Raw genomic sequence first — 26,370 nt, 5'->3', positions numbered from 1 at the left:
ACTTATGAAAAAAACACTATCACTACTTGCATTCTTCTTGCTAAATTCTATGGCCCATGGAGCGATCTCAATTGCTGATCAGGCAATGGATAGTGTTGAGTACCAAGAGATTCGCCTGCATGAATATGGTGATCGTGCAGATCTAAGTCTTCGCTCACAAGGTGAATCAAAAGTTGAAGGAAAGTTTTTTGCTGAAACTAAGGCAAAACTGGCGGCAACGAAACAAGCAAAGGCCAATGCTACTTTTAGTATAAAAAGAATTTGTGACAATAATGAAAAAATAGATTTTAGTAATTCAGACTGTTATATCGCAGGTGATATGGCCTATTGTTCTGTTGATGCAGATGTTGAGTGTATAGGCGTCAACAAAAAGGAACTTATTATTCAAAAAGTAAAGGCCGGACTACTTGATGCTTCGCCTGCTTGTGTGGATTACTTAAAAGAAGACTTTAATATTGATGATAAAGTCGTTGAATATTGTAATCAAATTTCTTCAAAGCAACAGTTTACTTGTGTTAGCTACTCAACAAGTTATTCGTCTTTTAAGGTTGCTAGTATTGCTGCCTGTTCTGCTTATGAATCAAATGATGAAGAGGGGGCCAATTACGGATTATCTGTTCTTAGAAACTATGTTGGAAAAGGTGAGCTTGATATGAAATATCCTGCACCAACAGTTTCAGCTGTTCTTCTTACTGCTGCAATTAATACGAAAGAAGAGAAAAATTGTGTTGAGAATTACTTAAAAACAGGCTCACTTAAAATAGATGAAGTTGAAAAATCTTGTATTAAAGACTCTCTTGTTGAACTAGATGCAAGAGAATATGAGGCACTTGGATTTGTTACTTCTCCAAGAACAGTTGAATACGGCCTAAAGAAGCCTGTTGCTGATACTGCAAGAGGAATCTTTGATCGAATTGGCGATATTTTAGGACTATAAAAGAAGGTTAATATGAGTACAATTCCAAGCTTAAAAACATTACCTGTAATCGGCAGTATTGGAGAGTTAGACTTCAAAAAGTGTCTATTTGATCAGCTTAATGAGAAAAGCAAGGTGCTTGGAGATTCATATCGTTTTAAAATTTTTCATAAAGATATTGTGGTAATCGGAAATTATGATCTCTATAAAGAAGTAATTGTTAAAAAAAGAAATACTTTTTTAAAAGGAAGTACCCTTAATGAGATTAAACACATCAATAAAGGGAGGCCCTCAATTCTAGATGCCGATGGTAAAACGTGGCAGGATTTAAGAGGGGAGTTAGTCCATTTCTTTACACCTAAGGTATTAGAAAACCTATATGATATTACAAGCAAGCGACTTGAAAAGTCACTTCCACTATTTGATGATCATTCAATTGTTGATGATGTTGAAGTATTGATGGGAAAAATTGCTTTGGCCATCACAAGTGAGTTCTTTATTGAACATAATTTTCAAATTAATAAAGAGGAAATTACAAATTCAAATGCAGATAGCGATAGTTTCTATTACTTTCAAAAATTTCTTATTGCTGAACTTACTAAGCGAATGAACTATGGCCCAATGTGGAAATACTTACCAACGCTTAGCAACCTACGATTTTCTAAATTTATTAAGGAAGGAAAACAATTTGTTCGTGAAAAAGTTGAGAAAGGAACAACTAGTTATACATTAATTACTCACTTAAAAAATCAAGGCCTAGATACTGAAGCAATTATTGGTCAAATATATGGCCTAGTAGGAGCTTCTTTTGAATCAACAGCGGTCTCTTTAACATGGGCCCTTTACTTTCTAGCTCAAAATCAAGAATTACAAAATGAATTATATCAAGAGTTAGCTACACTAGATCTTAACGATTCAAATTCAATAATTAAAAATGAATTCTTGGAAAATTATGTTGCAGAAACCCTTCGCTTAAGGCCGGCCTTCCCTATCTTGTTTAGAGAAGCAGCAGAAGATGAAGAGTTAACAAGCGAAGATATTACATTCAAAGTTAAGAAGGGGACAATCGTCTTTTCACTTCTGGGTAAAATCCTCAATAATCAAGAAATTTGGGGTGAAGATCACGATAAATTTAATCCAAAGCGTTTTTATCATTTAACAAGTGAGCAGAAGAAAGCATATATTCCTTACTCAACAGGAACACGTACTTGTCTAGGGCGTGAAATGGCAAGTATTGAAGTAAAGCTCATTCTTGCCCATATATTAAGAAGTTATCATATCAGGCCAGCATGTGATTTAGCGCAAGTAAAACCAAAGCAAAAATTTGTTTTCAGTAGTGATCGTGAAATTTCTTTAGAATTTATACGTCGATAAATCCAATTTATGTTAAAATTTAGGAATGAGATTTATTATAGTCCTTTCCTTATTTTTTAATACTTATGCAGCTCAAAAATTACGCCATAAGAAAATTGATATCAATAAAGATGGTAAGATCGATCGCATCGAAATAAGTCTTGGAAAGAAAATTGTTGAAATTCAAGAAGATCGAAATGGCGATGGGAAATTTGAGTTTATCACGAAGTTCAACCTAAAAGAGATATACAAACAAACATTACAAGATACCAACGGTGATGGGAAAATTGATCGTAGGGTTAGTTATCGAAAACTAAATGATTCTCAATTTCAGGCAACAATTGAGGTTGATAAGGATTTTGATGGCGTCTTCGAAATAAAATACAAAAACACTCAAAGCTTAATTCAGAAACAAGAATGCCATTTACCACAATCGAAGTCTGTAATTGGCGAGCTATCTGCTCTTGTTAATAAAGTCAGTGCAAGCTTTGATGATGGATTCCTACCTACTGACTTTGGTTATCGCATTGAAAATGCTTGTCTTTCTAAATGGGGACAGGATTTTCCAAATTTCTTAAAGAGCTCTATTCATGACGGTATTGCATGCTTAAAGGAGCTAGGAAAAGATATTAAAAATCCCGTGGGTTCAACTCGCATTGCATATGATTTAGAACAACTTCTTAGTAAAAATGAAGTTACTGTAATGTGTACAGATCGTGCCGATGACATGAAGTACTGGGAAGGAACTCTGGCCTATGCTTCTGTTTCAGAAAAAACACAGGACGCATATGGTGGGAAAGTTAAACACCCTTATATGGCCATCAATCCTGGTCAACCCACATCTCTAGAGTTTACTCCTGAAGGTGATGCAGAAAGAAATGAACTTAGAAAAACTCTCTTCCATGAGCAACTTCATAACCTAGGCTATTCTCATGGCGAGGGATTTGAGTTTTCTTACGCTTGTGAGGACTGTTGCTTGTCTTATAATAGTGACGATGAAAAGGCACGAGTTGAAGCTGCTTGTCGAGTATGTAAGGGAGATTATAATAATGAAGGTGACGTTCGTTATGTAAGAGATTTCTTAGATTATTCAAAACATGCTTACCTATCAAGTAATGGAATGCGTGCCACAATAAACTATATAAAGGAAAATCCAGGAAGCATTGAAGCACAAGTGCTTCTTGCTCGTGCTCAAGGTGAATATTTTAATCCGATAGGATTGCACTTATCGACTTTAATTGTCTCTGATTGGGGGCCAAAAATGTATGATAATGAAATGGCCAATGAACTGATTGATAAAATTGAAGCAGAGAGTTCTGCTGATTATGCGGCTTATCCTTCAGCTCGAATTGTTGCTTCAGTATTTCATGAAGCCTATATTAAGCAAGATCCTGTAAAAACCTTAGAGCTACTTAAAAATAATATATCTGCGATAAAGGATAATTTAAATAAGAGAATGAAAGATACTGATATGTATAACGACTATTATGCATCTAGTGTTAAAGATTCGTTAAGTATTGTGATTGATGATCTCTACTTAAATGATCACCTCGGTCTCGGGACAGGACACACTCTTGAGCTACAGGAAATACGAAATAGCTTAAAAGAGGATGATTTTTACTAATGTCACAAAAGAAAGTTCTGGTAATTTTAATACTAATATTTGTCACGACAATTATCGCGGCCATTGGCTTTGGAAAGTATAAAGAATATGTTGATTCTCAATTACTTGATAAGAGTCTCTTTGATGGATATGCACAAAGGCCAATTGCTGATCTTAATAAGGCGATATCAACATTACAAATTTCTGCTGAAGCTAAGAAAACGATGACCGATTCACTTCATAAGGTTGTTGCCGCAATTGAGAACCTATACACTAGCGATGATAAGCAAAGTAATATCATGTCAGTCAAGATTTTACGCTGTTTCTATAGAGAGTTAATGTACACGCAAAAAGAATTTCAGTTAGATATTTACAAACTTATGCCGTTAAAGAAATCTTGGGATGAAATTCAATATCCAAAAAATACCTCAAAGACTTTCTTACAAAAGAAGATTGGAAAAATTGGTGTTGCGGCAAAGATCAATAATCAGTTTTGTTTTGAACAAGGCCTAGCTTCTAAGCAACGAGCGGAACCTAGTAGGAATACCGATAGCTTTAAGGGCCTATTTCATAAGTTAAATATTCTTAAAAAAGTACTTTGATGGTTGTTTAAATACACTTATGCCCGATGAGCTTCTTATGATTAAGTATCTCACTCTCCTTATATTTATAATTTGCTTTATCTTAGTCTCGGCTTTCTCTTGTTCTAGTAATAAGAAAGATGATGAGCGAAAGCCTAGTTCAGAGGAACTAAGTGATTATGAACGCCTCGATCAGAATTGGCGTGATAGGGGAATTGAGGCCCGAGATAACCTTGGTATGATTGAAAATCGTTTTGGCCAACAAGATATGTGTATCAAGGATTTTGAGCGAGCTTTTTATTACTTTGCAATACCTGAGCATGCCTATGTGCTAAAGGCCAAGCAATCTTCTGGTATGGTTTATACATTTAATATCTTACACGGTAGTGAGCTTAGAGATGACCCATCTTTTTTAAAAATGACTATGGTTAATTTCTACTATGACACTAAAGGTGCGCTGATAAAGGTGGATGTACCAATTCTTGCTAGAGGTTGGCGTATGCAAATGTCTTCTAAAACACCTAATGGTTTTATGATAGATAATTCGAAATGCTATTACTTTATTAATATAAATGATCCTTTTGAGTCAGGAGTACTTTCAGTTACGACAGAGGGCAAGGACATTTAATAATATACGCAGTTAGAAAATTAAGATTTTTTAAATATTTTGATTGTTACCTGTGGGCTAGCATCGTTTCATGAAATTTCTTATTGTATTTATTTGTTTCAATTTTAGTTCGTATGCCTTGGAAGTTGATAGCTTCACACATCGTGATAAGGCCATTGTTAAGGATGATGCTTTAGATGAAGTTAATAAGTACGTTAATGGAAAAATTAGATCGGCCGTTGCTGAAGCAAATCATGCGGATGAGATATTTGGACAATCATGTAGCGAATATACAATACGTCGAAAAGTTAAAAAGAAATTAGTTGCAAGTTTTAAAGGTTTCTTTGTAAGCGCTCCACTTCAACGCTATATCGACAAGGGAAGAATTGGAAAAGAATATCTGGTAAAGACAAAAAAGAGTGAGTCCATCTTTCGCTATATTCCACTTATCTATAAACCAATTTTGAATCTAACTCCTTACTCTCCATTACTAAAAGTAAATGATGCTCTAGTTGGAAGTGACAAATTTAGCCATCTATTTAATGTCGGCTACCTCTATTATCGAAAGTTAGAACATGGCCTATCAATTAAAGAGATAATTCACTATGGTAAGAATGCAGAAAATATCATGTGGGGAGGATTCTTTAATGGCATTGTTTCAAATGGTGATCTTGTCGCTAACTTTCAAGGGATGCGCTTTTATCAGAAACTCTTTGGTAAAGGAATTGATCCTCTTACTAATGAAGACCTCACTGGAACCGGTGTGATAAAATGTATAGACGGGAAATTTAAAGCAACTCGTGATATCGATATGGCCGATTTTGTTGATGAAGGAATGGATGAAGGGATAAATTGTAATTCCTATACATCGAAATTTATGCGTAAAAATATCAAGAAGGCCATGGACCAAATACCCATGTCTTGTCCAGTTGCAGTTGATCGCTGCTTAGCTATGGGAGAAAAGTATGCGGCCTTTAGCAAGTATCTTATTTATGGTGAGTGTCGCTAAAAACATATTTATTTGGCAATGCTTTGATTTCCGCTTTAAAAGCATAATTTTAGGGTATTTTTGGCCACATCATCTAACTATCTTTAATTTCGAATAAAGCGCCGACATAGATTGAATTCTAAAATAATATTTAATTCAAAGTTTTGTATCTAGGCTTTCCCAATTGATAATAACTTATTCAGGGAGAGTCTATGAAGAAAGAAGTAAAACCGACTAATGTACTTATATCAAGTATTGGTGGACTATTCGGATTTCTATTTGTGAGATACTTAGGGATAACACCATTAGTACCACTATTTCTTATCTCAATTACATTTTCTTTGACCGTCTTCATACACAACAAGCTAGAACAAAATGAGGCCAATAGAGCGCGAAATAATCTAATCACAAAGTGGCGCTTTCTATGTTCTTCGATACTAATTGGACACACTCTCTGGATGATTTTAGGCTTTATATTCTTATTTGCACAAGGTTTGAAACCCAATCTTGATTTCTTTGTGGCCGTTTTAATGGGAACTATCTATTTGAGTTGTAGTGCATGCCTATTGAAAATAAAAAAACCTCGTATTTCAACTTTTATGACAATTATAGTAGCTCTCTTTTTCTTAGTATTTAATTTAATGAGCCTTAATGAAATCAGAAATCAAGCATTCGCACCATTAATTTATCTGCATAGCATAGTCAGGCTTGTTCTAATTATTTCATCAATAAGATTATTATGGTTAATGGATGTCGATCATCGCATGAAACAATACGAAAAAGATTCAGATGATAATTTTAATGTCGCTTAAAAATATTTACCGTGACAAATTTTGATCTCAAAAACATGACATGTTTCTAGGTTTAAAGTAACATGTAATATATCTAGGCATAATTGGAGTTATGCCTAGATATAAAAAAATAAAAATCGACGTGGGGAAAAATTGATATATGACCCATGTGAATGATAAAATTAAAATAAGCAAGGAGCGCTTATGAAACAGCTTAGATCTCTGTCTGGAAGGACGTCTCAAGCATCGACACCTTTAATCGATAATACAAAACCGACATATGATGAATACGATATGATTGTTCTATCTAGTGGAAGCAATCAGAGTGAATTTGCTCAAAAGCATAATAATGATAAAGTTATCCATAAGACTCTCATGATTAAGTCTAAGTATATTTCTTGGGCCTACGATCTTGTGGCCTCAAAGATTACAAGAAAGAAACCAGGACTTGGGACAATTCTAAAGGCATTAGTTGAGCAATATGATAAGGAGCTTATTCGTAAGAAGAGACTCCTAACAAAGCTTAGAAACCTTTTTGATCTAATCATTGATGATACAGAGCTTTTAATCTCTAATAAGAAACATGGCCGTATCTCACAGGCCCAGCACTACCAAGAGCGTGTGCTTAAAGGACGCCATATTTTTAAGAGACTTCACTTCGAATATATGTTTGATGAAGATGACCTTTTAGAGGCCTTTACAAAGAAAGAATTGGCCCAAATTAATACATGGGTTATCTCGCCTAAGGAAAACCTTCTAGAAGCACTCGAGTCATGGTCTAAGAGTTATAAGCATACAGTTGATGAAGGATCGTTTCAGTAATGGTTGGAGTAAGCTATTCTAGGTCAAGGGCCATAAGGCCTGCTAGATCGAATGCAAAAATTAACGATATCTTTGAGGACTTCCTGACCAAGTCTAATTCTGCTCATACCAGAGATGCCTATAGACGAGACCTTAAGAAGTTTCTAACGTTTCTAAAAGGATTTGAGACCTTTTCAAGCCTATCTGATGTTTCCCAGAGGCATATCTCGGCCTACCGAGACCATCTTCTAAAAAACGAAGAACTAAAAGATGCCACGGTGGCAAGACATCTGTCGTCCATAAAGCGCTTCTTTGACTTCTTAGTTGAAAAAGAGCTTTGCTATAAGAATCCAGCAACTGGAGTCTTTCGCCCTAAAGTTGTCATGGAAGTTAAAACCAATGATCTTAGTGCACCTGAAGTTATGGACCTCTTTGAGAGTGTTAATCAAAAGAACCGCGATGGTAGCTATAATCTAAGTGGTGTCCTTCACTATACGATTCTACGTGTGATGTTCTATACTTTACTGAGAAAGTCGGAATTAATTGCGCTTAAAGTAGGGGACTTTGCTAGTGATAATATTGGCAATTACCTTCATGTACGAAGTAAGGGTGGCAAGAAACAAAAGGTCTACATCTCTGATGAAACCTACAGTGACATTAAACACTATATGGAAGTCTTTAGAGTTCGCCGTGAATTTCTTGAAAATGAGCCTTTATTTACCTCTGGCCGTAAGTCTCAGGAACTTAAACCTCTTAATCGAAATACCATCGATCAGATCTTTCAAAAATACGCAAAGCTTGCTGGGATTAAGCATAAGATATCTCCGCACTCATCACGTGCTACAGGCATTGGTAATCTATATGAGAACGGAGCAAGCCTTGAGGATCAGGCAACGTATGCGAGGCACTCAGACCCGCGTATGACTTTTTTGTATAATAAGCGTCGAAAAGAAAAGATTAATGAAATTGCAAATATAGTGAATTATCTAGATAAACAAGAAGACGAAGAAGCCTCGAACTGAAGTCGAGGCCTTTAATTTATTAATTATTTTTCGTAACCGCGAGCTTCAATTTCTGCTCTTACGATCTTTTTAAAATCATATGCATCAATTACTCCGCCGTAAACAACTGTGAAGTATCTTGGATTTGATTGTAATTCTCTAAATGTTACAGGATCTCTTTTTCCGTTTAGAGCTGCTTGAAGAAATGTCTTATAGCCTCTTGACTCTAAGTAAGCGATACCTTCTTCTGTTAAAACTGTATTTCTCTTATACCCTTCACAAAGTGACCTGCTGTCATTTAGATCCTTTAATACATCAAGGAATTCTTCATTCGAAATTTTAAAACGTTTTGCAACTGAGCGTTTAAACTTTTTAAAATCTTTCTTATGATCTTCACTATTTTCATTCATTGTTGATACAAATCTCTTATAGAACTTATAAGTTCCTTTGTAATGAATCGACTTGTAAAGAACAATTGGTGATACCAATACTGCAGCAAGTGGCGATACAATAATTGAGTATGCATCTCCACTTGCCAATAGAAATTCGAACATATCTTTATACTCACTGCCCATAACTGCTAAGACATTCTTAGAAGCTTTCTCATTGTGCTGGATTGTTGTATTTTCATAAATTCCTACACAATTAGCTGAAACAGATGCTGAAAGTGTTGATACTAATGCTAGTGCTAATAATAATTTTTTCATGTTTTTCTCCTCGTTTTCTTAATCATGTTTTGTTTGTTTGATTGTTTTTCTGTGAGGACAAGATAATCGATAGCTGAATTTCTCTCATTTACATCAGGTGACGTTTTCAAAAAGTGTGTAAGCTTTACACTTTTTTAAGAATATTTAAGTACTTAGATGTTTAAACGATCCCGATAAACCCTTCATGTCATACTTGGATCTATGTAGCGAATATAAGAAATCTCGAGAGCTCTTCTTTAAAACCCATGATGATGCCTCAAATTTTGCAGCAACTTTGTTTAAAGGTTTTAAAAGTCATTTGGGTATTGCAGAGAGTGAGTACGATCTTATTAAGCTCGTTCCAACCATTCAGTTTAGTGAAGAAGATGAAGGAGAATATTTTTCACCTATTGATGAGGACGTCTCCTATACACCTCACGGGGCCGTAAAGCTTGCTGAGAATGGTTATTGGATTTTTTCAATCCTACTTAGACTTCACATGGATGGTAATAAGAGTTTGCAGCCAGCAGAAAATATTAAGTTTGATTTTAGCTACAAGAAAGGCAAAGACGCAATTCTCTTTAAGTATGTGCAAGACAAGCCTGATATGCAGATCAAGTCCCAAGAGTTAGAAAGCTTCTTAGCGGAGAGTGTGTATCCAGAAATGGAGAAAACTGTGGTGGACTTCTATCGTAGCCAAGTTAAGTTTTTTCAACATGACAGAAGTCTAGAGCGAAAGATTGGGCTTATCCCATGAGCGCACCCCTAAAGTAAAAACTTACCGATCAAGACTTGTCCGTAAACCTGGCCATTAATTCGAAGTTGTTGAATCTGAAGGCTCAGGGTTTCGGAGTTGCTGACATACTTTTCTTGATTTTGTTTTTGGGCTTTATTTGTCAGTTGGAATTCCTGCTTTAGCTGAATGACTCTATTATTAATAAGGCGACATTCATCACTAGTAAGTGAAATATCTTCGACATAGTCGAAGCTAAAGTTTTCTACACTTATTTCACATGCGTAAAGAGCTTGCTGAATAAGTAGTGATATTAAAATAGGTAATAGTAATTGTCTCATAAATCTTGTGTAATTGTGTTGTTCTAATTCTCTATAGTTAGTTGAACTATGTAAAGAGTAAGCAAGGGTGCAAATCACAAAATAATAAATTCGTATGCTTACCAAGTAATTCTCGAATAATTCTTAAGGTGTTGAAATCGTTCACTAATTGGTGACTTTACACCGATATAAAACAAAAGAATTCAATAGGGAGAGTTATGAAAAAGATCGTTCTATTTTTTCTGCTTACAAGCTGTGCAAATATGTCGACTGAACCAGAGCATGTAAAAGCAAGTTATGTTTCACCACAAAAATACGCAAACTTTGATTGCAAGATGCTTGTAAGTGAGTATGGCGGATTAAAGCAGCATGAGAAGGTTCTTGTTGATGCTCAACGAAGAAGGGTTGATGATAGCTATAGCCAGGCACTCATGTTTGGAGGCATAGGAAAAGGCGATGGCGTTGAAGCCTTTGAACTTGCTAGTGTTAGAGGTCAGATTATAGCCGTTAAGAAGAATTATCAAAGTAAGAACTGTATGAAGGTTTCTTCGAAATAAAAAAGGGCCACGTCAGTGGCGATATTTCATTTATTAAATAACCGGCTTAAACCTTACCTCATCAAGAACTTTGTTTAACTCTCCAGTAATGAAATCTTGATTTAGTGTACTTTCAAAAAGGATGTAATCCTTAGGTTTAAATTCAACTTTATTGTTAATCTTAACTTCTTTCGTCTCTACTGCACCACCTTCGTATGACATCTTCTTCACTTTAAAAGCGAAATCGAGTGAAAGAATATTATCAATACAAGACATTCCAAGATTTATGGTCTGAATACTTGTCCAGTCTTTTATATCTGGTGGAGTGATTTTTGCTTGAATCATTCCGGCCTTATTTTTAAGTGGCTTAAATTTGAATTTAAGAAAATTTTCAAAGATTTCAATGAAGCTCAAAATATTCTTATTTGGAAGGATATCAAGTTGAAGATGCCCACACTCAAATGGTGTATCAATATCTCCACAGATAACATAAAGGGAAGTGGCCTTCTCAGTAATAAGGCAGTTTTCAGCTAGTTTAAAACTTAAGCTTGTCTGCTCACCGCTTGCTTCAACTGTTTCAATAACTTTAAATGCCGCTTCGTCCTTGGCCTTAAACTTCTTTATATTCACTTCACACAGGTGAATGCCTATTTTTGATAGATCGGCTTCACCATGGGCCTTAATCGTAAGATCTCCGTTTATCTGCTCTCCCTGGGGCCAGCTCTCGCCAGCAAGCTCTAAATTCAACTCTAATGGTTTTAAGAAGAAAGTCCCTCTCATAATATATGCCTTTTCTTTATGTAGGTTAAAAATACTATTCTACTGTAAATAGAAGGTAGACGCCACCTGAATACAAATTGTTATATCCAATTAAGTTTGTTGTAAATTTTAATGTGAATGGTTATAGTAAGATTGAATTTATCAGGGTGGTGCTTTTATGAATATAAAAAGAATAAATAATGAAAACTTTGAATCTGTTGTATCTAGTGAAAGAAGCGTTTTTGTTATCAAGTTTTACTCTGATACTTGTGGCCCATGTAAAGCAATGGCACCTGTCTTTGAGGCCCTAAATGAAAATAACCCAGAAGTGAATGTTTATGAAGTAAATACCATGGAGAGTCCTGAGATTGCGGATCACTTTGGTGTTCGTGGAGTTCCATACACGGCCATTTGTGAAAACCGAGAAGTTCTTTATGACTTCACAGGACTTACACCTCTAGGGGAAATTCAATACGTGATAAACAATATCAACGACTCACACTTTCGTTTAACAGGTGAGTTTAAGGCACCGGAGACAAAGAAGAACTACTTCTTTGAAACAATCGTCATTAGTTTGCTAGCAATCTTTGCGTTAGCTATCTTTTTTGCATAGGCCATATTGTAAAGAGAATATAAACTTTTCATTAAGTTTACTAAGCGATGATTAATTTGCTACTTACTGATGATGAAATCTATCATTTTCACCTTTTTCTCCATTCTTTTGGCCACGCATTCGTTTGCTGCAAATGATTGTGCTGATCTAAGTGACGACTGTGCATATTACAGCTGTATAGAAAAAGAGCGAGTATGTGGAAAACGTGGTTATCCCTTGGCCTTCGGGCAAAAATATTGCAACAAATTCGATTCTAGGGTTGAGAAGTTTTCTGAAGACGGTCGGAAATGGATTCAGGATGTTAAGGCCTGCCTAATCTCTGGCATGAATGACATTTCTTCTGAGTCTAGTTGTCGAGAGTTTAAGAAAACTGCCATCTCTCACCACGTTCCTTGTTATCTGAGTGCAGGCTACTGTGAGCTTAGCAAAGAAGATAAGAAGCAGGTTATAAAAATTGTCAGAGCATCGGCCTGGAGACTTGATATCATTCTTGCTGGCTACCAAGTTATTTCAAGCTGTTTAAATGATTGATAATTGCTCTTTTAAGCACTTAATCCACGCCTGTGCATTTCGTGAAAGAAAGTGATTCTTCTTTGTGACAAGCTTAAGAGGGAAGTGAAACGTCCCCTTTGGATATAATCTTTTAAGCTCTTTTGCCTTGGTTTCTTTTTCGACCATAATTGACGGCAGGATTGAAACCCCGAGGCCTTGTAAGACCATTTCCTTGTGTGACGTTAAGCTATTTGATGAGATTGTAATCTTAACGTTCTTATAATCCTTATTCATCTTAGAAATTGTCGGATATTTTTTCGTTGTCACATCATCAACCTCGCGTGAGCCAATGAATGATCGTATAACGTCCAAATTCTTATGCTCAGAGGCCTTAATAACTAAATCATAGGGGATTGATGCAACTTCTTCTAGATCAAGTTTGTGGGCGTATTTGGCCATCTCTGGCGTATGAAAAAAGAGACCAAATTCAAACTCTCCATCTTCGATCCTATTAAATAAGTCAGATGAGAAACTTGTAAAACACGCTGGTTGTACTTGCGGATATTCACTAAGGAATTCTTTTAAGATTCGAGGAACAAAGTATGCAGAAATCGGCTCACTAGCACAAAACTTTAAAGGGCCTGAGCATTCAAATTTTCCGTCACTTACGATATTTTCGATATCTTCAACTGTTTTAAAAATAAGGTCACATTTGGCATAGATCTCTTGGCCAATATCAGTGAGAGTCGTCTTCCTCTTTTCACGATTTAAGAGTTTCACACCAAGCTGATCTTCTAATAGGGCCACTGTTTTACTAATCGATGGTTGCTGGACGTAGAGCTTCTTAGATGCCTTTGTGAAGCCTCCGTACTTGGCGACATAGTAGAAATGTTTTAAGTGACCTAATTCCATAAGATTTCCTATTATACATATTAAGAATGATAATTATGTTTATTATATAATATATCTATATAGCAAGATTGAATTCAGTAATTATTATAGGTCGTATTTATCTAGTTCAATAAAAATAGTATCACCTTCTAAATGTTTATCATTAGGAGAGTGTTTCATGAAAATTATGCAATTTTCTGTAGTTACAATTTCATTACTATTTTCGATGCGTATCGTAGCACAAGACAGTTGTTCAAGTGTAAACGAGGTAACACAGGAACAATTTGATTGCTCAATTGAAATCCTTAAAAACACAGCAAGTAACACGAAACTTTCCCAAGTAAAGGCGCTTAATCTTTGCCGAGAATATTCACTAGATATTGAAAATATAATGTGTGGGGTAGATCTATCACCACGAGATATTAAAGTGGGTATTGAGTTATGTCTAAACTACACACGCGTTCAACTAGAGTGCGGGAAAGACCTGAATAAAAAAGTTTCAAATTTAAATATCAAAGAAGCTGTAAGCTACTGCGCAAACGAGCGCCAAGAAGATATAAACTGCTCATTAGATTTATCTGATAATAACTCAATGTGGATACCTAATTCATTTAAGGACAACTTAACGACTTGTAAGAAGTATTCAGGTGAAACTATTGAATGTGCAGTTACGACGAGCTCACTTCTTTCGACTTACGGTTTTAATTACAATCTAATGTTATGCCATGAGTATGATTATGAAACAGTGAAGTGTGTCGGAAATATCTCTAACGAATCATCATTTGGAAAACTTATTACTCAATTTTTTGATACTGCAGCTCTTTGTAAATCACAAGGTGAGAAAGTTACCCGCTGTGCAGTTAAATATGCTGAAGATAATTCTTCAGTAACAGATTTAGTTAGTACAACAAGATTGAAAGAGAATCTGAAGAAAGGGTTTGTTCGATGCAATATGGTTACTCAGGTTCTATGATTAAAGATAAGAAGCTTTTTAAATTTTTGTTAATTACTTTTATTAGTGGTTTTCTTTGTCAGGGATTATTTCTTTATTACAAGAATAGTTTATTCCTAATTATTGCGATGTGGACTCCTGCGATTGGCCTACTGGGACTTGGTGAAGAAGCTAAAGACGTTATTAAAAATCTAAGAGTTTTTTCTTTTAAATATATGGCACTCACGCCTATCGTTGCACTAACGCCATACATCCTGTCACAGCTAAGTTTTTATATGCTTGATTTAGGGGCATGGAATAGCGAAAGCTTTGTTTTGAGTCCCGATTTTTCCAGAATAGCTGAAGTTAAAAAGATTGGTTTAATGCTAGGGACAGGTGAGCAGTCATATTCATTCCTTGCTTTGAATCTATTTATAACAATTCTAATTGGAACTATTCCAACAACAATTATGGCCACTCTTGGAGAAGAGATTGGATGGAGAGGGTATTTACAAGATACTTTAACTACTAAGTACGGCTTTTTAAAGGGAACGCTTCTCGTTGGATTGATTTGGGCATATTGGCATATTCCTGCAAACCTAGGAGGTGTAAATGGTGCAGAGAACGTTTTTCTGACTACTTTTATTACTTTCCCTTTAATTATTATTTTTATGAGCTTTGCCCTGGGGTGGTTTAAAATAAAGTCTAATTCAATTTGGGTTTGTGCTGTTTTACACGGAATAAACAATACGGTCTCAGGTATTTATCTAATAAGGCCATCTAATCCAAAAACAGGTGAGTACATTGAAATGATATTTAGCATTTTGGTTGGGCTAACATTTATAGTTATAACAATTTTGCAAAAAAAGAAGTCAGCGAAATTCTGGCGATACTTTTGGAAGTAATTTTTGTACAAAACAAAAAAAGTGGAAGGCTTGTTTACAAATACATGGAGGCTCTTTTAAGAAACAAAAAGACGCAGATAAAAAATATAATGAATTACATAGAATAATTTATGGATATAAAGCATTTAGAGAGTGACTTTTTCAGACGGGTTTAAGTGTTATAGGGGAAAATATTTTATATCATATAATATCAGTTATATGGGGTAAGGCCATATTGTAACTTATAATAATGATTATAACCCCAATTTTTGCTGTGTTCACCTAGGCAATTTTTAGCACAAAAAACGCGACAACTTGGTCGCGTAATTTATTTGAATCTCTTAGAATCCATTTTAGAACGTCACTTTTTTCGTATTATTTCTAACGACAGTAATTTGTCAGTTGATATAGCTTCTCACATGCTCTGGCCGCTGAGAAACAATCTGACATATCACGTGAGATAAACATCTGTGATCCACATGAAATTTGACCTAGATCTTCAACAAAGATTTCGTGTGTTTTTTCTTCAACTAAACGGCCTTTGAAATATGCGCTCATTTTTATGATATTTTTGCCCGTGTGTAGCACAGGTTTTTTTCGAAGGTTTTTGGCCCATAGATTGACTGAAGTTTTCGTGCGCTGACTAGTCATATCGTAACGGAGAGTTTTCGATTTATTTCGGCCTTTTTCGTCCGTGTATGACACGACGATTTTATCGGCCTCTAAATTTTGCCCCACAATGAAGTCTTCAAATCTTACGGGATATAGATGTCGCGTTTTACATCCAAACGCCTTTACGGCCTGATTTGAGCCGTTGTCGCATTTGATGCCAACACCACCAATTAAAGTCGCAGCTTCATAGGTATTTTGCTGTGTATTTTGAAAATTTAAGCCGTATGAGTAACAGCTAAAAATAGCTGCTAAAATGACCAGGGAAAGTTTCATGAAAAATCCTTCTTTTATAAAACAATAAGTAAGCAAAAATTATTTCATAAAAGAAGGGGATTTTTCAATCACTATTTTAGACACCAATAACGATATCGTCGTCACCAGGTGCTTGTTTTACTTCAAAACATTCAACGCGATAGAGATGGTCGTTTGACTCTCCTATTGCTTTTCCATTTTTGGCACGATCAAAGTGTCTCGGACTGTATAGAACACGGGCCGAAATAGGCCATTTTGCATCTAATATATCAATTGCATGATCATCGGTTTCCACAACAGACCATTTGAAATAGCCATTTCCACCAATAATTACATTAGAAAAAAGTGCGCGCCCATTGCCATAATCCATAAGCATTTTTAGGTCTGGGCCTGTGATATTATTGTACTGTTCGTGAAATACTGAATTAATAAGTCTTCCGGCATAGGCACGGTATGAAACTGGATTAACAACCTTCTCAAAGATATCTACTTGGCAACGGAATGCAATGTGATTCGTTGTCCCAAAGTCTACGGTTGCTGCGATTGTTGATACTGCTGAAATTAATGTTAATGCAATAGAGATTTTAGTTAAAATCTTCATTTGTCCCCCAACTGTAAATAATATTTAACAATTATTATGCAAATGGGGGCGATCTTAATAGTTAAGAAAACTTAAGATTTACTTATCCGTTGGATTTAGATTTAGGTATAAATTCCCACGAAATAGGGTCATGGCACCACTAAGTGTATCCCCTACTTGATACTTGCAATTAGTACCTACGTAGCGCACGCCTCTAAGTAATAATTCGCTTTCTGACAGCGGGTTTAAGTAACTTCCCATCCATACATCGGGGTATTTCGTACGAATATGACAACCGAAATCTGTTGCTGTTACTTCGGTAATCTCTGCGACACCTTGGGCCTCTTCATATTCATAGTCGTACTGATATTCATAGCGCTCAGCTTGATAAGACTTAAACCAACAAGTTGGTCTTGGCTGATTTAAAAGGCCTGCTTTTAGCGTGTCCACACGGCACTGACTTTGTGGGTAATCATTAAAGATTGTCACTTTTGAGACATGATCTGACTTAGCGTTGATATTACTTCCAGGATAAATGACTGAAGCATCTCTAATGGCACCAAGGCCTCTTAGGCATGATTTATCTTGCTTGCACTCTAAAAGATTCTCAGCGTTAATACCATTTAGCTCAAAGCTATCAGAGTTATTTAAAGCAAAGTATTTCTTTAAACATTCATTAGTAGCAAAGTAATCAGACTGCGCCTCACTTGAATACTTTTGGGTCGGCATAACCTTCGGATAACCACCAATGATATGGCCAACTTCATGACAAGCAACAAGAGCAAAGGCATCTTTTGTTAATTGGTTTTTTCGAACAAACTCTCCGTGAAAGCTAAAGCGCACAGATTCTGAATTTCTCTTGTAACCAACTGACGCATTTAATGTCTTAGATTCCCAGTTAATATCAACTTGGCGCTGATTGCCTTGTGGTAACTTCTGGTCGTAGATACTTAGGACGCTCTCAATGACTTCACGAAACTCACTTTCCGTCGTGATCACACTAGAGGCCATGATATTAGTTGATATTAGAGAAATAATAGCTAATGAGATTGTTTTCATTTTATTTATATAACAGATAATCTGAACGCAATGAGTGATGTTGAAATCTATATATAGTGGTGTATAGATTTTGTTGATTAAAGTTGGGCCGTAAGGCCTTGAAAATTCAGCTTGAAATCGCCTTTGAAATCCCCTATTTTTGACCCAAATTTAACAATATTCGCTATTCCTAAGTCATATTCTTTCCCCTATAATGTTTGTAATTACTTAAAAATGCGAGGAAATATGTCAGTTAACGGCGTACCATTTATTACATTAAATCGCTTTGAAGACGGGTTTCGTGATGAATTCCTTTCAGGCGTTGAAACACTTTTTGATAACACACAATTTATTGGTGGACCTCAGGTTAATATGCTTGAGGAGAAGCTAGCAGCTAAGACTGGTGCAAAATACGCAGTTGGTTGTGCCAACGGTACGGATGCAATCCAGATTGCTCTAAGAGCAAGTGGCGTTGAAAAAAACGACGTTGTATTAGTTCCAGATATGACTTTCTGGGCGACTTTTGAGGCAGTTGTTAACGTAGGTGCAAACCCTGCAACTGTTGATGTTAGCCGTGAAACTCTACACTGGGATAAAGATACTTTTAAAGAGGCCGTTGAAAAATTCAATCCTAAGGCAGCTATTCTTGTTCACCTATATGGTTGGGCATGTCCAGATACAATGGAAATCAGAAAGATCGCTGAAGATAATGGCGTAATGCTTATTGAAGACGGTGCTCAGTGTTTTGGAACGACAATCAATGGAGAGTCGATTCTAGGAACAGCTAAGATCTCAACGACAAGCTTTTACCCAGCAAAAGTTCTTGGAGCTTCTGGGGATGCAGGTGCAATCTTCTCAAACGATGAAACGCTAATTAACACTTGTAAGACTCTAATTAACCACGGACGTACAAGTCACTATAGCCACGGCCTAATTGGTTGGAACTCAAGAATTGGTGCTTATGAATCACTATTTCTAAACCTATCTCTTGAGCATATCGATGCAAGACTTGATTCTCGTCGCGCGGCTGTTGAATACTACCGCAAGAATCTTCAGGGTCTTCCTCTTAAGATTCAAGATGTTCCAGCTCACGTAGGAGAAAATGGATACTGTAGTGTTGCTTTAATTGAGCCAGAGCTTAGAGATGGGCTTTCAGCTGCTTTAAAAGAAGCAAATGTAGGTTTCGGAACAATTTATCCAGGTGCAATGAGCAAGCAAGAAGGTGCTCCTGCCCATAGTGTTGGATCAATTGATCACGGAAATGCTGATTATATTAGTAAAGCAGTTTTAAACCTGCCATGTTTCGCCTATATCACGGAAGAAGAATGCGAGTACGTTTGCCAAGTCGTAAAAAATTATTTTTCAAAATAATCACATTAGGGGCCGTTATTATTTCGGCCCCTGTTTTTTCTAATGGTAGAACCGAGAGGATCAACGAGTTAGAAAGACAAAGAGATAAGAGACCGCCGCCAACAAATCAAGTTGGTTTAGGAACAAGTTTCTCGTCTTCGCTCTATAAAGTTGGGGATCAATTCGATATCCCAGTTGTTCCCTCAATTAACTACAATTATAAGAGATTTTCATTTCGTGGGATTGCAGCAAGCTTTCGCTTGTTTCCTCTCACAAGCCTAACTCTTACTCCAGACTTTAACAAAGTCGAGGCCGAAGCTGGTACATATAATGACGGACTTCGTGAGCGAGATCGCTCCCTTGATTTAGGGCTAACCTTTATTCTGCCATCTAAGTGGTTTATGACGAGATTTAGTTATACGCACGATATTAGTGGCCGCTCTGAAGCTAGCAAATACTATGTTTCAGTCTCTAAGGCATTCCCAATTGAGCCTTGGAAGGGTGAAAAGATCGTTCTTATTCCAGGTATCACATACTCTCAGTATAGCGACAATTGGAGTCGCTACTATTTTGGTGTCTCAAGTGCTGAAGCTCGTGCAGATCGTCCTGAATACACTCCAGGGGCCTCTCATCAGCTAAGTGCTAGGCTTATTGTTAATTACCCTATTGGAAAGAAATACGTTTTAAATAGCTTCTATTCGTATACGAAGTATTCCGGAGCGGTAGAAGATAGCCCCTTAACTAAAAGAGGCTATCGCGAAAGTATTTTTCTCGGTCTAAATTATATTCTTGGAGAGTCAACTCGCTAGATTTTTGTGAAATCTAGTCAAGAAACTCAAAGGCCTTCTGTGCAAAGAGTGCATCAGGAAGGATGTAAAGCGTCCAATCCGTAATCTGTGCATTTATGATCTTAAGATTATTCTCTTTGTAGCGCTTATTATAAAGTCGATAATAAGGCCCAATAAATCTTTCATCAAGCTCAGCTAAAACTCTATGTGCATTATTAGCATATGTGCTAATACCTTTTGGTTGCTTAAGATCACTTACTCTTGTTAAGGCATCTCTTAAAACCTTTGCCGCTGTGGCAATTTGCATAAGCTCTGCTCCAGTTGTTGAGTAATTATCAGCATGAGTCTCTTCTTCATTTAAAACAGAAAGCGCATTGTAGCTATCAATTACTTTAATCAGTCGATGCTTAAGTGAAAGCTTTGTGATGTCACTATTATAGAAAAGACGATCATAAACTTTTAAGAAGTCTGCAGTCGATTTAATCTTACCATCTTTTACTGATTGGGAAATCTCACTTGCTTCCTTCATAATTAAATAAAGCTCATGCTTATCAACTGTCGATGGGTTAAAGACCATCTTAAAGTCAAAGTTAATTGTCTCACTTGGATAATCCACACCAATTCCAATCTTGCGTCCCTTAAAGTCCTGGTCTTGGACAAGTAGTAGATCCCATACTGGGCCTGCAAGACGTGGATTAAGCTGTAATAAGATATCTTTTTTAGTCGTAAATACCTTTAAGTAATTATTGAGTGCAAATCCCGCTAGAGTTGCATTACCATTTCTCTCACCTGTAGGGTTTAGCATTGGCCCTGCAATCTTAAGGACTAGCTTTTTAAGGTTAGAGCCTACGATGCCATTTTTAAGGTTAACATCCCCTATCATGGCGTTTAAAACCGATCCGAATAGTCCAGGATTCTTTGCCGTGCGACCAATTGATTCTAATTCAATCTTTAGAAGAGTATTTCCTAAAAAGATTTCATCCTGATTCTTTGCAATTAGATCACTCTTATAGTCTTTTAAAGGCACAGCATGCAGCTTAATTCTTGCACTTATTGATGAGCGATTATTCTCAATAACATAATTCTTGTCTTCGTTGCCAAAGATATTGTTAACAATTCTTGCTCCAAACCAGCGCTTCTTCTTTTCAACTTGATTTAGGGCAATTGATAAGTATAGCTGATTATCACCTTGTGACCTTACAGTAAGATCCTCAAGGATATTAACACTTCCTTCTTCAAGAGATGCAAGCTGGGCCTTGGCCTCTTTTACTTGTGGAGCAATTGAGGCCGTAAGAATCGAGTTTACCATTGATTCGAATTCTCTAAGATTTATCTTAAATGAGTAATCAGTAGGTCCTTCGTTATTAAAATCACCAGAAGTACCTACAAAATTTAAGCTATCTTTCTTTTCTGGACGATTATAAATATTTGATAAGAAGTCTTTTGTTCTTACACCGTGACCAATTGCTAGATCGATATAGGTCTTATCCATTAATTTATCGAAGATTGGCTCTATATTCCAAACTTGTACATTATTTTGAGCATAGAGAATCTTTTCACTTAAAATAGTCGGATCAAGATTGATCTGAAGTCTACCTGTACGGCGATCAATTCCAAGGATATTATTGAAGAACTCAACTAAGTTTTCTTCTGTCATCTCTTCAGGGATTGAATTAAATGGACTTTGAAGATCAAGCTTTTTAACCGCTATGATTTCTTCTTCTGTCTTAACAGTTTGTGCAAGTTGAAAGTTATTTTTGAAGTTTTCAAGTTTTTCGATAAGCTTTCTTTTTACTTCTGCCTCATCAACTACAACTTCATCTTCTTTTGTCGCAAGAGGATCACTAATTAGGTACGTCTTTAAAATATTTGCTGTTGCAAGCTTTGTGAACTCTTCAAGAAAGTATCCTTTGTCAGTTTTAGGAGTTAGAAGAACGCTATTTTTTCCACTACCAAGTGTCGCATCTTTAATATCTAGCTCTAAAACACCCTTATCTCTCATATATGTATATAAAGAAATTTCAAATGGAACAGAGTTACCATAAGTCTTACTATCAAGGCGAATATCTGGATTGTTAAAATCAATTCCTTCACCTTCAAGGCCCATCTCAAATAGCGAGTTTAGCTCAAGATTTACACGTCCTCTTAAGATGATTCCAGGAAGATGTGGAGCTAGCACAACATTCAATTCTTTAAATAGTGGCTCCTTATCAATTAGTTTGAAGTCACGAAAGAAATTTGTGAATTGTGAAACCGCATTTTGTGAGATGCGAGAGCTTACAAAAGGCATCTCTGAGCCTTTACGGCCTCCATTTCGAGTTTCCCAATCAACTGCATGTCTAAGCTTTAAATCAGCAATAGAGACTCTTAAAAACTCGCCTGCTTGCTCAAAGAATTTGATATTTGCCAGTTGTGGCTCATCAATAAAATATAAGTCTTTTAGGCTTAGGGCCTTTCTTGCTTTTGTAATAGACGTTTTTAGAATTTCGTTAATAATCATTCTTTCGCGATCATTCCAATTATAAATTCCTGTCTCTTCTAGGAGTCTTGAGTGCATTTTGGAGAGTCTTAGCTCAGTATCAGCGCTAAAACCATATGTCTTATATTCTGCTTCACGAAGTTTTTTAAGCTCATCAGCAGCAACCTTTCCTTCTTCTTTCATTCCTTTGATATAACTAAGAGAAGGATTTCCAATTCCACCTTCAATTAGAAATGAAGCTCCTTGCTTTGTTCCTTTTAATTTCTTTGGGCCAATATACCAAACTTGAAGATTTTCGAGATCACGGTAACGTGTTAGGCCGGAGAGTTTCATAAAGTTGAAACGCAGACGAACTCGGTTGTCCTTTAAAACGATATCTTCATTATCAAATAAATCTTTAATTGTTTTAGAAAGGTCTTCATCAGAATAATCTGTAGGGGCCTTATCATCGGCCATGAAGTAATTGAGTAAGCTTCGATTTCTTAAAAGCGCCGCAGTTACATTAGTTACAATATGCATACCATTTGTATAATCAACGTCATCTAAGACAAATTTCTCTATTGTTAACTCAACATATTGTCCACGCACATATGGAGGAAAGCCAAGAACAAGAGAGATTGAGTGTTCATTTAAGAGCTTATCGCCGGCCTTATCTTCCATCGATAAAAGCATCGAGTCTGGAATATTTACGGTGGCATCAAGGTGAAAAGTTCTATTGATTGGATCAAGGTCAATCTTGGAGATCTCTTTAAAGCTACCTTTACCATCTCCAACGAGTAAGTCCTGAAGATCATAGCGAAGAAATTTAAGAGGCCATTTAAGTGAAACTAATGCTTCTTCATTACCCCATTCTTCATCGGCGCGAGAATTAATTGGACCACTGTGCATAGGTTTGGCCTGCACTTGTGTCGAAAAAATAGTCACTGTCAAAAGAATAACTAGTAAAAACTTAGATTTTAACACCATATACCTCTCTCAATGATTTCTTAGAGATATATGATGCAACTAGAGTGCCAACTTTATTAATTTAGATCATTAAGAAAATAAGATGGTATTTCACGAATAGGCATCCCTCCTGCAAGGCCTCCTGCGCCAGTATATGAGGGATGCAGATCCAAATGTATGGACTCCAATAACAGCTTGTTGCTCAATACTATAAATCGCTGATCCTGAGTTGCCTCCAAATACATCGAGGTTGTATTCCATTGTCTGGCCATTTACGTTATTGTGTGGAAAAATTTTAAATAAGTTTTATTACCCGCATTTTAAAGGACCTTTATGAATATTTCTGCATTTCTTGCGCAAACCGTCGATATTGTCTGGGGACTACCTTTGGTAATCTTACTCGTTGGCGGAGGTCTCTATCTTGTGGCCGTTTCACGTTTCAAAATGCTAGCAGGTTTCTTTCACGCCATAAAGCTTATCGTAGGTAAATTTCACCATGAACACGATGATGAGAGTAAGGGGCAAATTTCTCATTTTAAGGCACTAACAAATGCTTTGGCCTCAACTGTTGGAATGGGAAATGTTGCTGGTGTTGCCGTTGCTATTTCGCAAGGTGGCCCAGGTGCTATTTTTTGGATGTGGGTTGGTGCTCTAATTGGGATGAATACAAAATTCTTTGAATGTACTCTTGCGGTTATGTATCGAAAGAATGACCACCATGGAGAAATTCAAGGGGGCCCAATGTATACAATCTTAGAGGCCCTACCTAAGTATATGCACTTCCTAGCTTATTTCTTTGCTGTAGCAGGCTTAATCGGTTCACTCGGTGTATTCAATACAAATCAAATGGCAACCTTCATCGAATCAAATTACAGTATACCTACATACATTTCTGGTTTTATCACTGCATCCTTGATGGTTTATATTCTCATGGGTGGAGTTAGAAGAATTGGAGAAGCAACTTCAAAAATTGTTCCAACAATGTGCCTTTTATATGTTGGTTGTGCCATTGCTATTATTTTTATGAATCTATCAAGTGTTCTTGATGTTTTTGTTCTTATTTTTAATGAGGCCATTAATGGACGAGCTGCAGTTGGTGGAGCATCTGGACTGGCCGTTGTTCACATTTTTAAGACTGGAATTAAAAGAGCGACTTACTCTAATGAGGCAGGTGTCGGCTCTGCTCCAATGGCCCACGGAAATGCTAAGACAAGTGAGCCCGTTGCGGAAGGTCTTGTTGCGATGATTGGCCCTTTTATTGATACAATCATTGTATGTACGATGACTTCAATTGTAATTCTAAGTTCTCTGACACCACAAGAGCTTCAAGAGTCCAATGGAGTTCTAATGACTCAAATGGCCTTTGTTAAAAACTTTGGAGTTGCAGGATCACATTTACTAGGACTTTCAATCATTCTCTTTTCACTTTCAACAGTAATAGGTGCATCAAACTATTGTGAGAAATGTTGGGATTTTCTTTTTGGGGGTATCCCCATTCTTGGGGCAAGATTAACTTTTGCACTTTTCTATTCATCAACGGTTCTTATGGGAGCGATCTCGGCACCTGATGATATGGTAAATGCGATGGATATTGGTTTTGCTCTAATGGCCATTCCAAATATGGTTGCGACAATTTGGTTGGCACCAAAAGTTAAGCATAAATTAGATGAGTATTTCGCAAAGTATATTGTTAAGAAAGCATAATTCGATACTATTAATTTCTTAAAGAGTGCTGGGTTCCATAAATCTCAGCACACTCTCCAGTTGCCTCAAGTGAACGAACCGTTCTTTCCCATTTGTTTTCATAAGGAATATCTCGACAGTCATTATGATCAACACCATGTCTCATAATTGCTCTTAAGGTACCTTTACAGTTATTTGCTTCAATGAAGAATCCTTTCGAAAAGAATGTATCAATATCTTCGATAACTTTAATATCGACTTTTGCTTTAATGCGTTTCTCAAGAAAGTCATTAATTTCTTCTAAGCAGATATTGTCATTCTTTAAAGGAATTGTTTCTTTATCAAAACCTAGCTCGACGATTTCTTGATTTAAAGGATCTTGTGGCATTTTTTTAGAAATCTCGTAGCGATCAGAACTCGATAATTCATGATAGCCTCGAATATGATTCCAACCATAGCCCCAAGCATAACCTGTATGAAAAGTTGGGTTCCCACCAATATAGACAGCAACTTGCATCGCCTTGCCAAAAATACTTGAAAATACATCAGATACACAGCTTTTTAAATCTTCATCGGCCTTAATTTTATCCATTAATGGGCCACCCATCCAATAGCTTATATCGTGTTCAATACAGCAATGTTGCCATAATTTAGGAGCATTAAAAGTACCTTGTGGGGAGATCGATGAGCAGCCATCTGTTTGAAATGGCCTTAAATAATTGTCGACATTTCTTTTTGAATAAATTGATCCTTTTACATCAAGAAGTCCATAGTCCTGAGAATATGAATAATTCACACTGAAAATTGAAAAAAGAATGAGAAGTAATAGGAATCGCATAGCTAAAATATAGCAAAAGCATGGCCCTATTTTCATTGTCTTCAAAAAAATCTACATAGGTGTCAAAAACTAAGTCAGCTAATTGCGATAGAGACGATGAGGTCTTTGTTTTGAGTCATTATCTTTCATTGAAGCAGGAACACGGCTACGATTTTCATGCTCAATATAAAGATATGAAATCATGGCCACCCATAAAATGACGGCCATGACTGAGAGAATTATATTTCGAAATTTGGAAAAATCATTTTTTGCCACATTT

General features: G+C 36.3%; 28 protein-coding genes. 18 read left to right on the top strand and 10 right to left on the bottom strand.

Features of this window, described 5'->3' with window-relative positions; translation table 11 throughout:
• Positions 1 to 4 precede the first annotated feature (4 nt).
• The 9 genes from C0Z22_RS05015 (at position 5) to C0Z22_RS04975 (ending at position 8,662) form a co-directional block, all read left to right on the top strand.
• The gene (locus tag C0Z22_RS05015) at positions 5 to 937 is read left to right on the top strand and encodes a hypothetical protein (RefSeq protein WP_103217246.1); all 933 of its coding nucleotides are present in this window, start codon (positions 5 to 7) and stop codon (positions 935 to 937) included.
• A 12-nt stretch (positions 938 to 949) separates the two neighbouring features.
• Entirely contained in the window at positions 950 to 2,290 is a 1,341-nt protein-coding gene (locus C0Z22_RS05010) for a cytochrome P450 (protein WP_103217245.1), read from the top strand.
• Positions 2,291 to 2,315: 25 nt separating this feature from the next.
• On the top strand, positions 2,316 to 3,893 hold the full coding sequence (locus C0Z22_RS05005) for a hypothetical protein (RefSeq protein ID WP_103217244.1): 1,578 nt from the start codon (positions 2,316 to 2,318) through the stop codon (positions 3,891 to 3,893).
• Positions 3,893 to 4,474 (top strand): hypothetical protein, encoded by a 582-nt coding sequence (locus tag C0Z22_RS05000; protein WP_103217243.1) that lies wholly within the window; start codon positions 3,893 to 3,895, stop codon positions 4,472 to 4,474. Before C0Z22_RS05005 ends, C0Z22_RS05000 begins: the two co-directional genes overlap by 1 nt.
• A gap of 37 nt (positions 4,475 to 4,511) precedes the next feature.
• Positions 4,512 to 5,081: a hypothetical protein gene (locus C0Z22_RS04995; RefSeq protein ID WP_103217242.1), complete on the top strand. Its 570-nt coding sequence runs from the start codon at positions 4,512 to 4,514 to the stop codon at positions 5,079 to 5,081.
• A 70-nt stretch (positions 5,082 to 5,151) separates the two neighbouring features.
• Entirely contained in the window at positions 5,152 to 6,069 is a 918-nt protein-coding gene (locus C0Z22_RS04990) for a hypothetical protein (protein WP_103217241.1), read from the top strand.
• A gap of 191 nt (positions 6,070 to 6,260) precedes the next feature.
• Entirely contained in the window at positions 6,261 to 6,860 is a 600-nt protein-coding gene (locus C0Z22_RS04985) for a hypothetical protein (protein WP_103217240.1), read from the top strand.
• Positions 6,861 to 7,043: 183 nt separating this feature from the next.
• On the top strand, positions 7,044 to 7,661 hold the full coding sequence (locus C0Z22_RS04980; protein ID WP_103217239.1) for a hypothetical protein: 618 nt from the start codon (positions 7,044 to 7,046) through the stop codon (positions 7,659 to 7,661).
• Positions 7,661 to 8,662 (top strand): tyrosine-type recombinase/integrase, encoded by a 1,002-nt coding sequence (locus tag C0Z22_RS04975; protein WP_103217238.1) that lies wholly within the window; start codon positions 7,661 to 7,663, stop codon positions 8,660 to 8,662. The genes C0Z22_RS04980 and C0Z22_RS04975 overlap by 1 nt, the downstream gene beginning before the upstream one ends.
• A gap of 23 nt (positions 8,663 to 8,685) precedes the next feature.
• On the opposite strand, the gene C0Z22_RS04970 is transcribed toward C0Z22_RS04975, so the two are convergent.
• Positions 8,686 to 9,348: a hypothetical protein gene (locus C0Z22_RS04970; RefSeq protein ID WP_103217237.1), complete on the bottom strand. Its 663-nt coding sequence runs from the start codon at positions 9,346 to 9,348 to the stop codon at positions 8,686 to 8,688.
• A 184-nt stretch (positions 9,349 to 9,532) separates the two neighbouring features.
• Here C0Z22_RS04970 and C0Z22_RS04965 point away from each other — a divergent pair, with 184 nt between their 5' ends.
• Positions 9,533 to 10,084 carry a hypothetical protein gene (locus C0Z22_RS04965; RefSeq protein ID WP_103217236.1) on the top strand — a complete coding sequence of 184 codons (552 nt, stop codon included), beginning with the start codon at positions 9,533 to 9,535 and terminating at the stop codon, positions 10,082 to 10,084.
• Positions 10,085 to 10,092: 8 nt separating this feature from the next.
• Here the strand turns inward: C0Z22_RS04965 and C0Z22_RS04960 are convergent, their stop codons facing one another.
• On the bottom strand, positions 10,093 to 10,401 hold the full coding sequence (locus C0Z22_RS04960) for a hypothetical protein (protein ID WP_103217235.1): 309 nt from the start codon (positions 10,399 to 10,401) through the stop codon (positions 10,093 to 10,095).
• A 197-nt stretch (positions 10,402 to 10,598) separates the two neighbouring features.
• Between C0Z22_RS04960 and C0Z22_RS04955 the strand changes: the two genes are divergently transcribed.
• The gene (locus C0Z22_RS04955; protein WP_103217234.1) at positions 10,599 to 10,937 is read left to right on the top strand and encodes a hypothetical protein; all 339 of its coding nucleotides are present in this window, start codon (positions 10,599 to 10,601) and stop codon (positions 10,935 to 10,937) included.
• A gap of 33 nt (positions 10,938 to 10,970) precedes the next feature.
• Here the strand turns inward: C0Z22_RS04955 and C0Z22_RS04950 are convergent, their stop codons facing one another.
• Entirely contained in the window at positions 10,971 to 11,696 is a 726-nt protein-coding gene (locus C0Z22_RS04950) for a hypothetical protein (RefSeq protein WP_103217233.1), read from the bottom strand.
• A 157-nt stretch (positions 11,697 to 11,853) separates the two neighbouring features.
• Between C0Z22_RS04950 and C0Z22_RS04945 the strand changes: the two genes are divergently transcribed.
• Both C0Z22_RS04945 and C0Z22_RS15885 read left to right on the top strand, forming a co-directional pair.
• Entirely contained in the window at positions 11,854 to 12,288 is a 435-nt protein-coding gene (locus tag C0Z22_RS04945) for a co-chaperone YbbN (protein ID WP_103217232.1), read from the top strand.
• Between the two features lie 72 nt (positions 12,289 to 12,360).
• The gene (locus tag C0Z22_RS15885; protein ID WP_158246818.1) at positions 12,361 to 12,819 is read left to right on the top strand and encodes a hypothetical protein; all 459 of its coding nucleotides are present in this window, start codon (positions 12,361 to 12,363) and stop codon (positions 12,817 to 12,819) included.
• On the opposite strand, the gene C0Z22_RS04935 is transcribed toward C0Z22_RS15885, so the two are convergent.
• Positions 12,808 to 13,692 carry a LysR family transcriptional regulator gene (locus tag C0Z22_RS04935; protein WP_103217230.1) on the bottom strand — a complete coding sequence of 295 codons (885 nt, stop codon included), beginning with the start codon at positions 13,690 to 13,692 and terminating at the stop codon, positions 12,808 to 12,810. The two genes, C0Z22_RS15885 and C0Z22_RS04935, sit on opposite strands and share 12 nt — an antisense overlap.
• A gap of 157 nt (positions 13,693 to 13,849) precedes the next feature.
• Between C0Z22_RS04935 and C0Z22_RS04930 the strand changes: the two genes are divergently transcribed.
• Together C0Z22_RS04930 and C0Z22_RS04925 are read left to right on the top strand one after the other, a co-directional pair.
• Positions 13,850 to 14,644, top strand: coding sequence for a hypothetical protein (locus C0Z22_RS04930; RefSeq protein ID WP_103217229.1), 795 nt, complete (start codon positions 13,850 to 13,852; stop codon positions 14,642 to 14,644).
• On the top strand, positions 14,617 to 15,507 hold the full coding sequence (locus C0Z22_RS04925; RefSeq protein WP_103217228.1) for a CPBP family intramembrane glutamic endopeptidase: 891 nt from the start codon (positions 14,617 to 14,619) through the stop codon (positions 15,505 to 15,507). Before C0Z22_RS04930 ends, C0Z22_RS04925 begins: the two co-directional genes overlap by 28 nt.
• 360 nt (positions 15,508 to 15,867) lie before the next feature.
• On the opposite strand, the gene C0Z22_RS04920 is transcribed toward C0Z22_RS04925, so the two are convergent.
• The 3 genes from C0Z22_RS04920 to C0Z22_RS04910 all read right to left on the bottom strand — a co-directional run bounded on the left by C0Z22_RS04920 (position 15,868) and on the right by C0Z22_RS04910 (position 18,049).
• Positions 15,868 to 16,431, bottom strand: a complete 564-nt coding sequence (locus tag C0Z22_RS04920) for a hypothetical protein (protein WP_103217227.1) — start codon at positions 16,429 to 16,431, stop codon at positions 15,868 to 15,870.
• 76 nt (positions 16,432 to 16,507) lie between these two features.
• Positions 16,508 to 17,011: a hypothetical protein gene (locus C0Z22_RS04915; protein ID WP_103217226.1), complete on the bottom strand. Its 504-nt coding sequence runs from the start codon at positions 17,009 to 17,011 to the stop codon at positions 16,508 to 16,510.
• Between the two features lie 78 nt (positions 17,012 to 17,089).
• On the bottom strand, positions 17,090 to 18,049 hold the full coding sequence (locus C0Z22_RS04910; RefSeq protein WP_103217225.1) for a hypothetical protein: 960 nt from the start codon (positions 18,047 to 18,049) through the stop codon (positions 17,090 to 17,092).
• Positions 18,050 to 18,274: 225 nt separating this feature from the next.
• Here C0Z22_RS04910 and C0Z22_RS04905 point away from each other — a divergent pair, with 225 nt between their 5' ends.
• Positions 18,275 to 19,399 carry a DegT/DnrJ/EryC1/StrS aminotransferase family protein gene (locus tag C0Z22_RS04905; RefSeq protein WP_103217224.1) on the top strand — a complete coding sequence of 375 codons (1,125 nt, stop codon included), beginning with the start codon at positions 18,275 to 18,277 and terminating at the stop codon, positions 19,397 to 19,399.
• Entirely contained in the window at positions 19,354 to 20,187 is an 834-nt protein-coding gene (locus C0Z22_RS04900; protein ID WP_158246817.1) for a MipA/OmpV family protein, read from the top strand. Before C0Z22_RS04905 ends, C0Z22_RS04900 begins: the two co-directional genes overlap by 46 nt.
• 13 nt (positions 20,188 to 20,200) lie before the next feature.
• Here C0Z22_RS04900 and C0Z22_RS04895 read toward each other — a convergent pair whose 3' ends face one another.
• Positions 20,201 to 23,611 carry a hypothetical protein gene (locus C0Z22_RS04895; protein ID WP_158246816.1) on the bottom strand — a complete coding sequence of 1,137 codons (3,411 nt, stop codon included), beginning with the start codon at positions 23,609 to 23,611 and terminating at the stop codon, positions 20,201 to 20,203.
• Positions 23,612 to 23,923: 312 nt separating this feature from the next.
• Here C0Z22_RS04895 and C0Z22_RS04890 point away from each other — a divergent pair, with 312 nt between their 5' ends.
• On the top strand, positions 23,924 to 25,294 hold the full coding sequence (locus C0Z22_RS04890) for a sodium:alanine symporter family protein (RefSeq protein ID WP_103217221.1): 1,371 nt from the start codon (positions 23,924 to 23,926) through the stop codon (positions 25,292 to 25,294).
• A 10-nt stretch (positions 25,295 to 25,304) separates the two neighbouring features.
• On the opposite strand, the gene C0Z22_RS04885 is transcribed toward C0Z22_RS04890, so the two are convergent.
• The gene (locus C0Z22_RS04885) at positions 25,305 to 26,111 is read right to left on the bottom strand and encodes a hypothetical protein (RefSeq protein ID WP_103217220.1); all 807 of its coding nucleotides are present in this window, start codon (positions 26,109 to 26,111) and stop codon (positions 25,305 to 25,307) included.
• Positions 26,112 to 26,189: 78 nt separating this feature from the next.
• Positions 26,190 to 26,366, bottom strand: a complete 177-nt coding sequence (locus C0Z22_RS15980) for a hypothetical protein (RefSeq protein WP_158246815.1) — start codon at positions 26,364 to 26,366, stop codon at positions 26,190 to 26,192.
• Positions 26,367 to 26,370 lie beyond the last annotated feature (4 nt).

Source organism: Halobacteriovorax sp. DA5 (assembly GCF_002903145.1).
GTDB lineage: Bacteria > Bdellovibrionota > Bacteriovoracia > Bacteriovoracales > Bacteriovoracaceae > Halobacteriovorax_A.
This window is presented reverse-complemented; position numbering and strand designations above follow the sequence as displayed.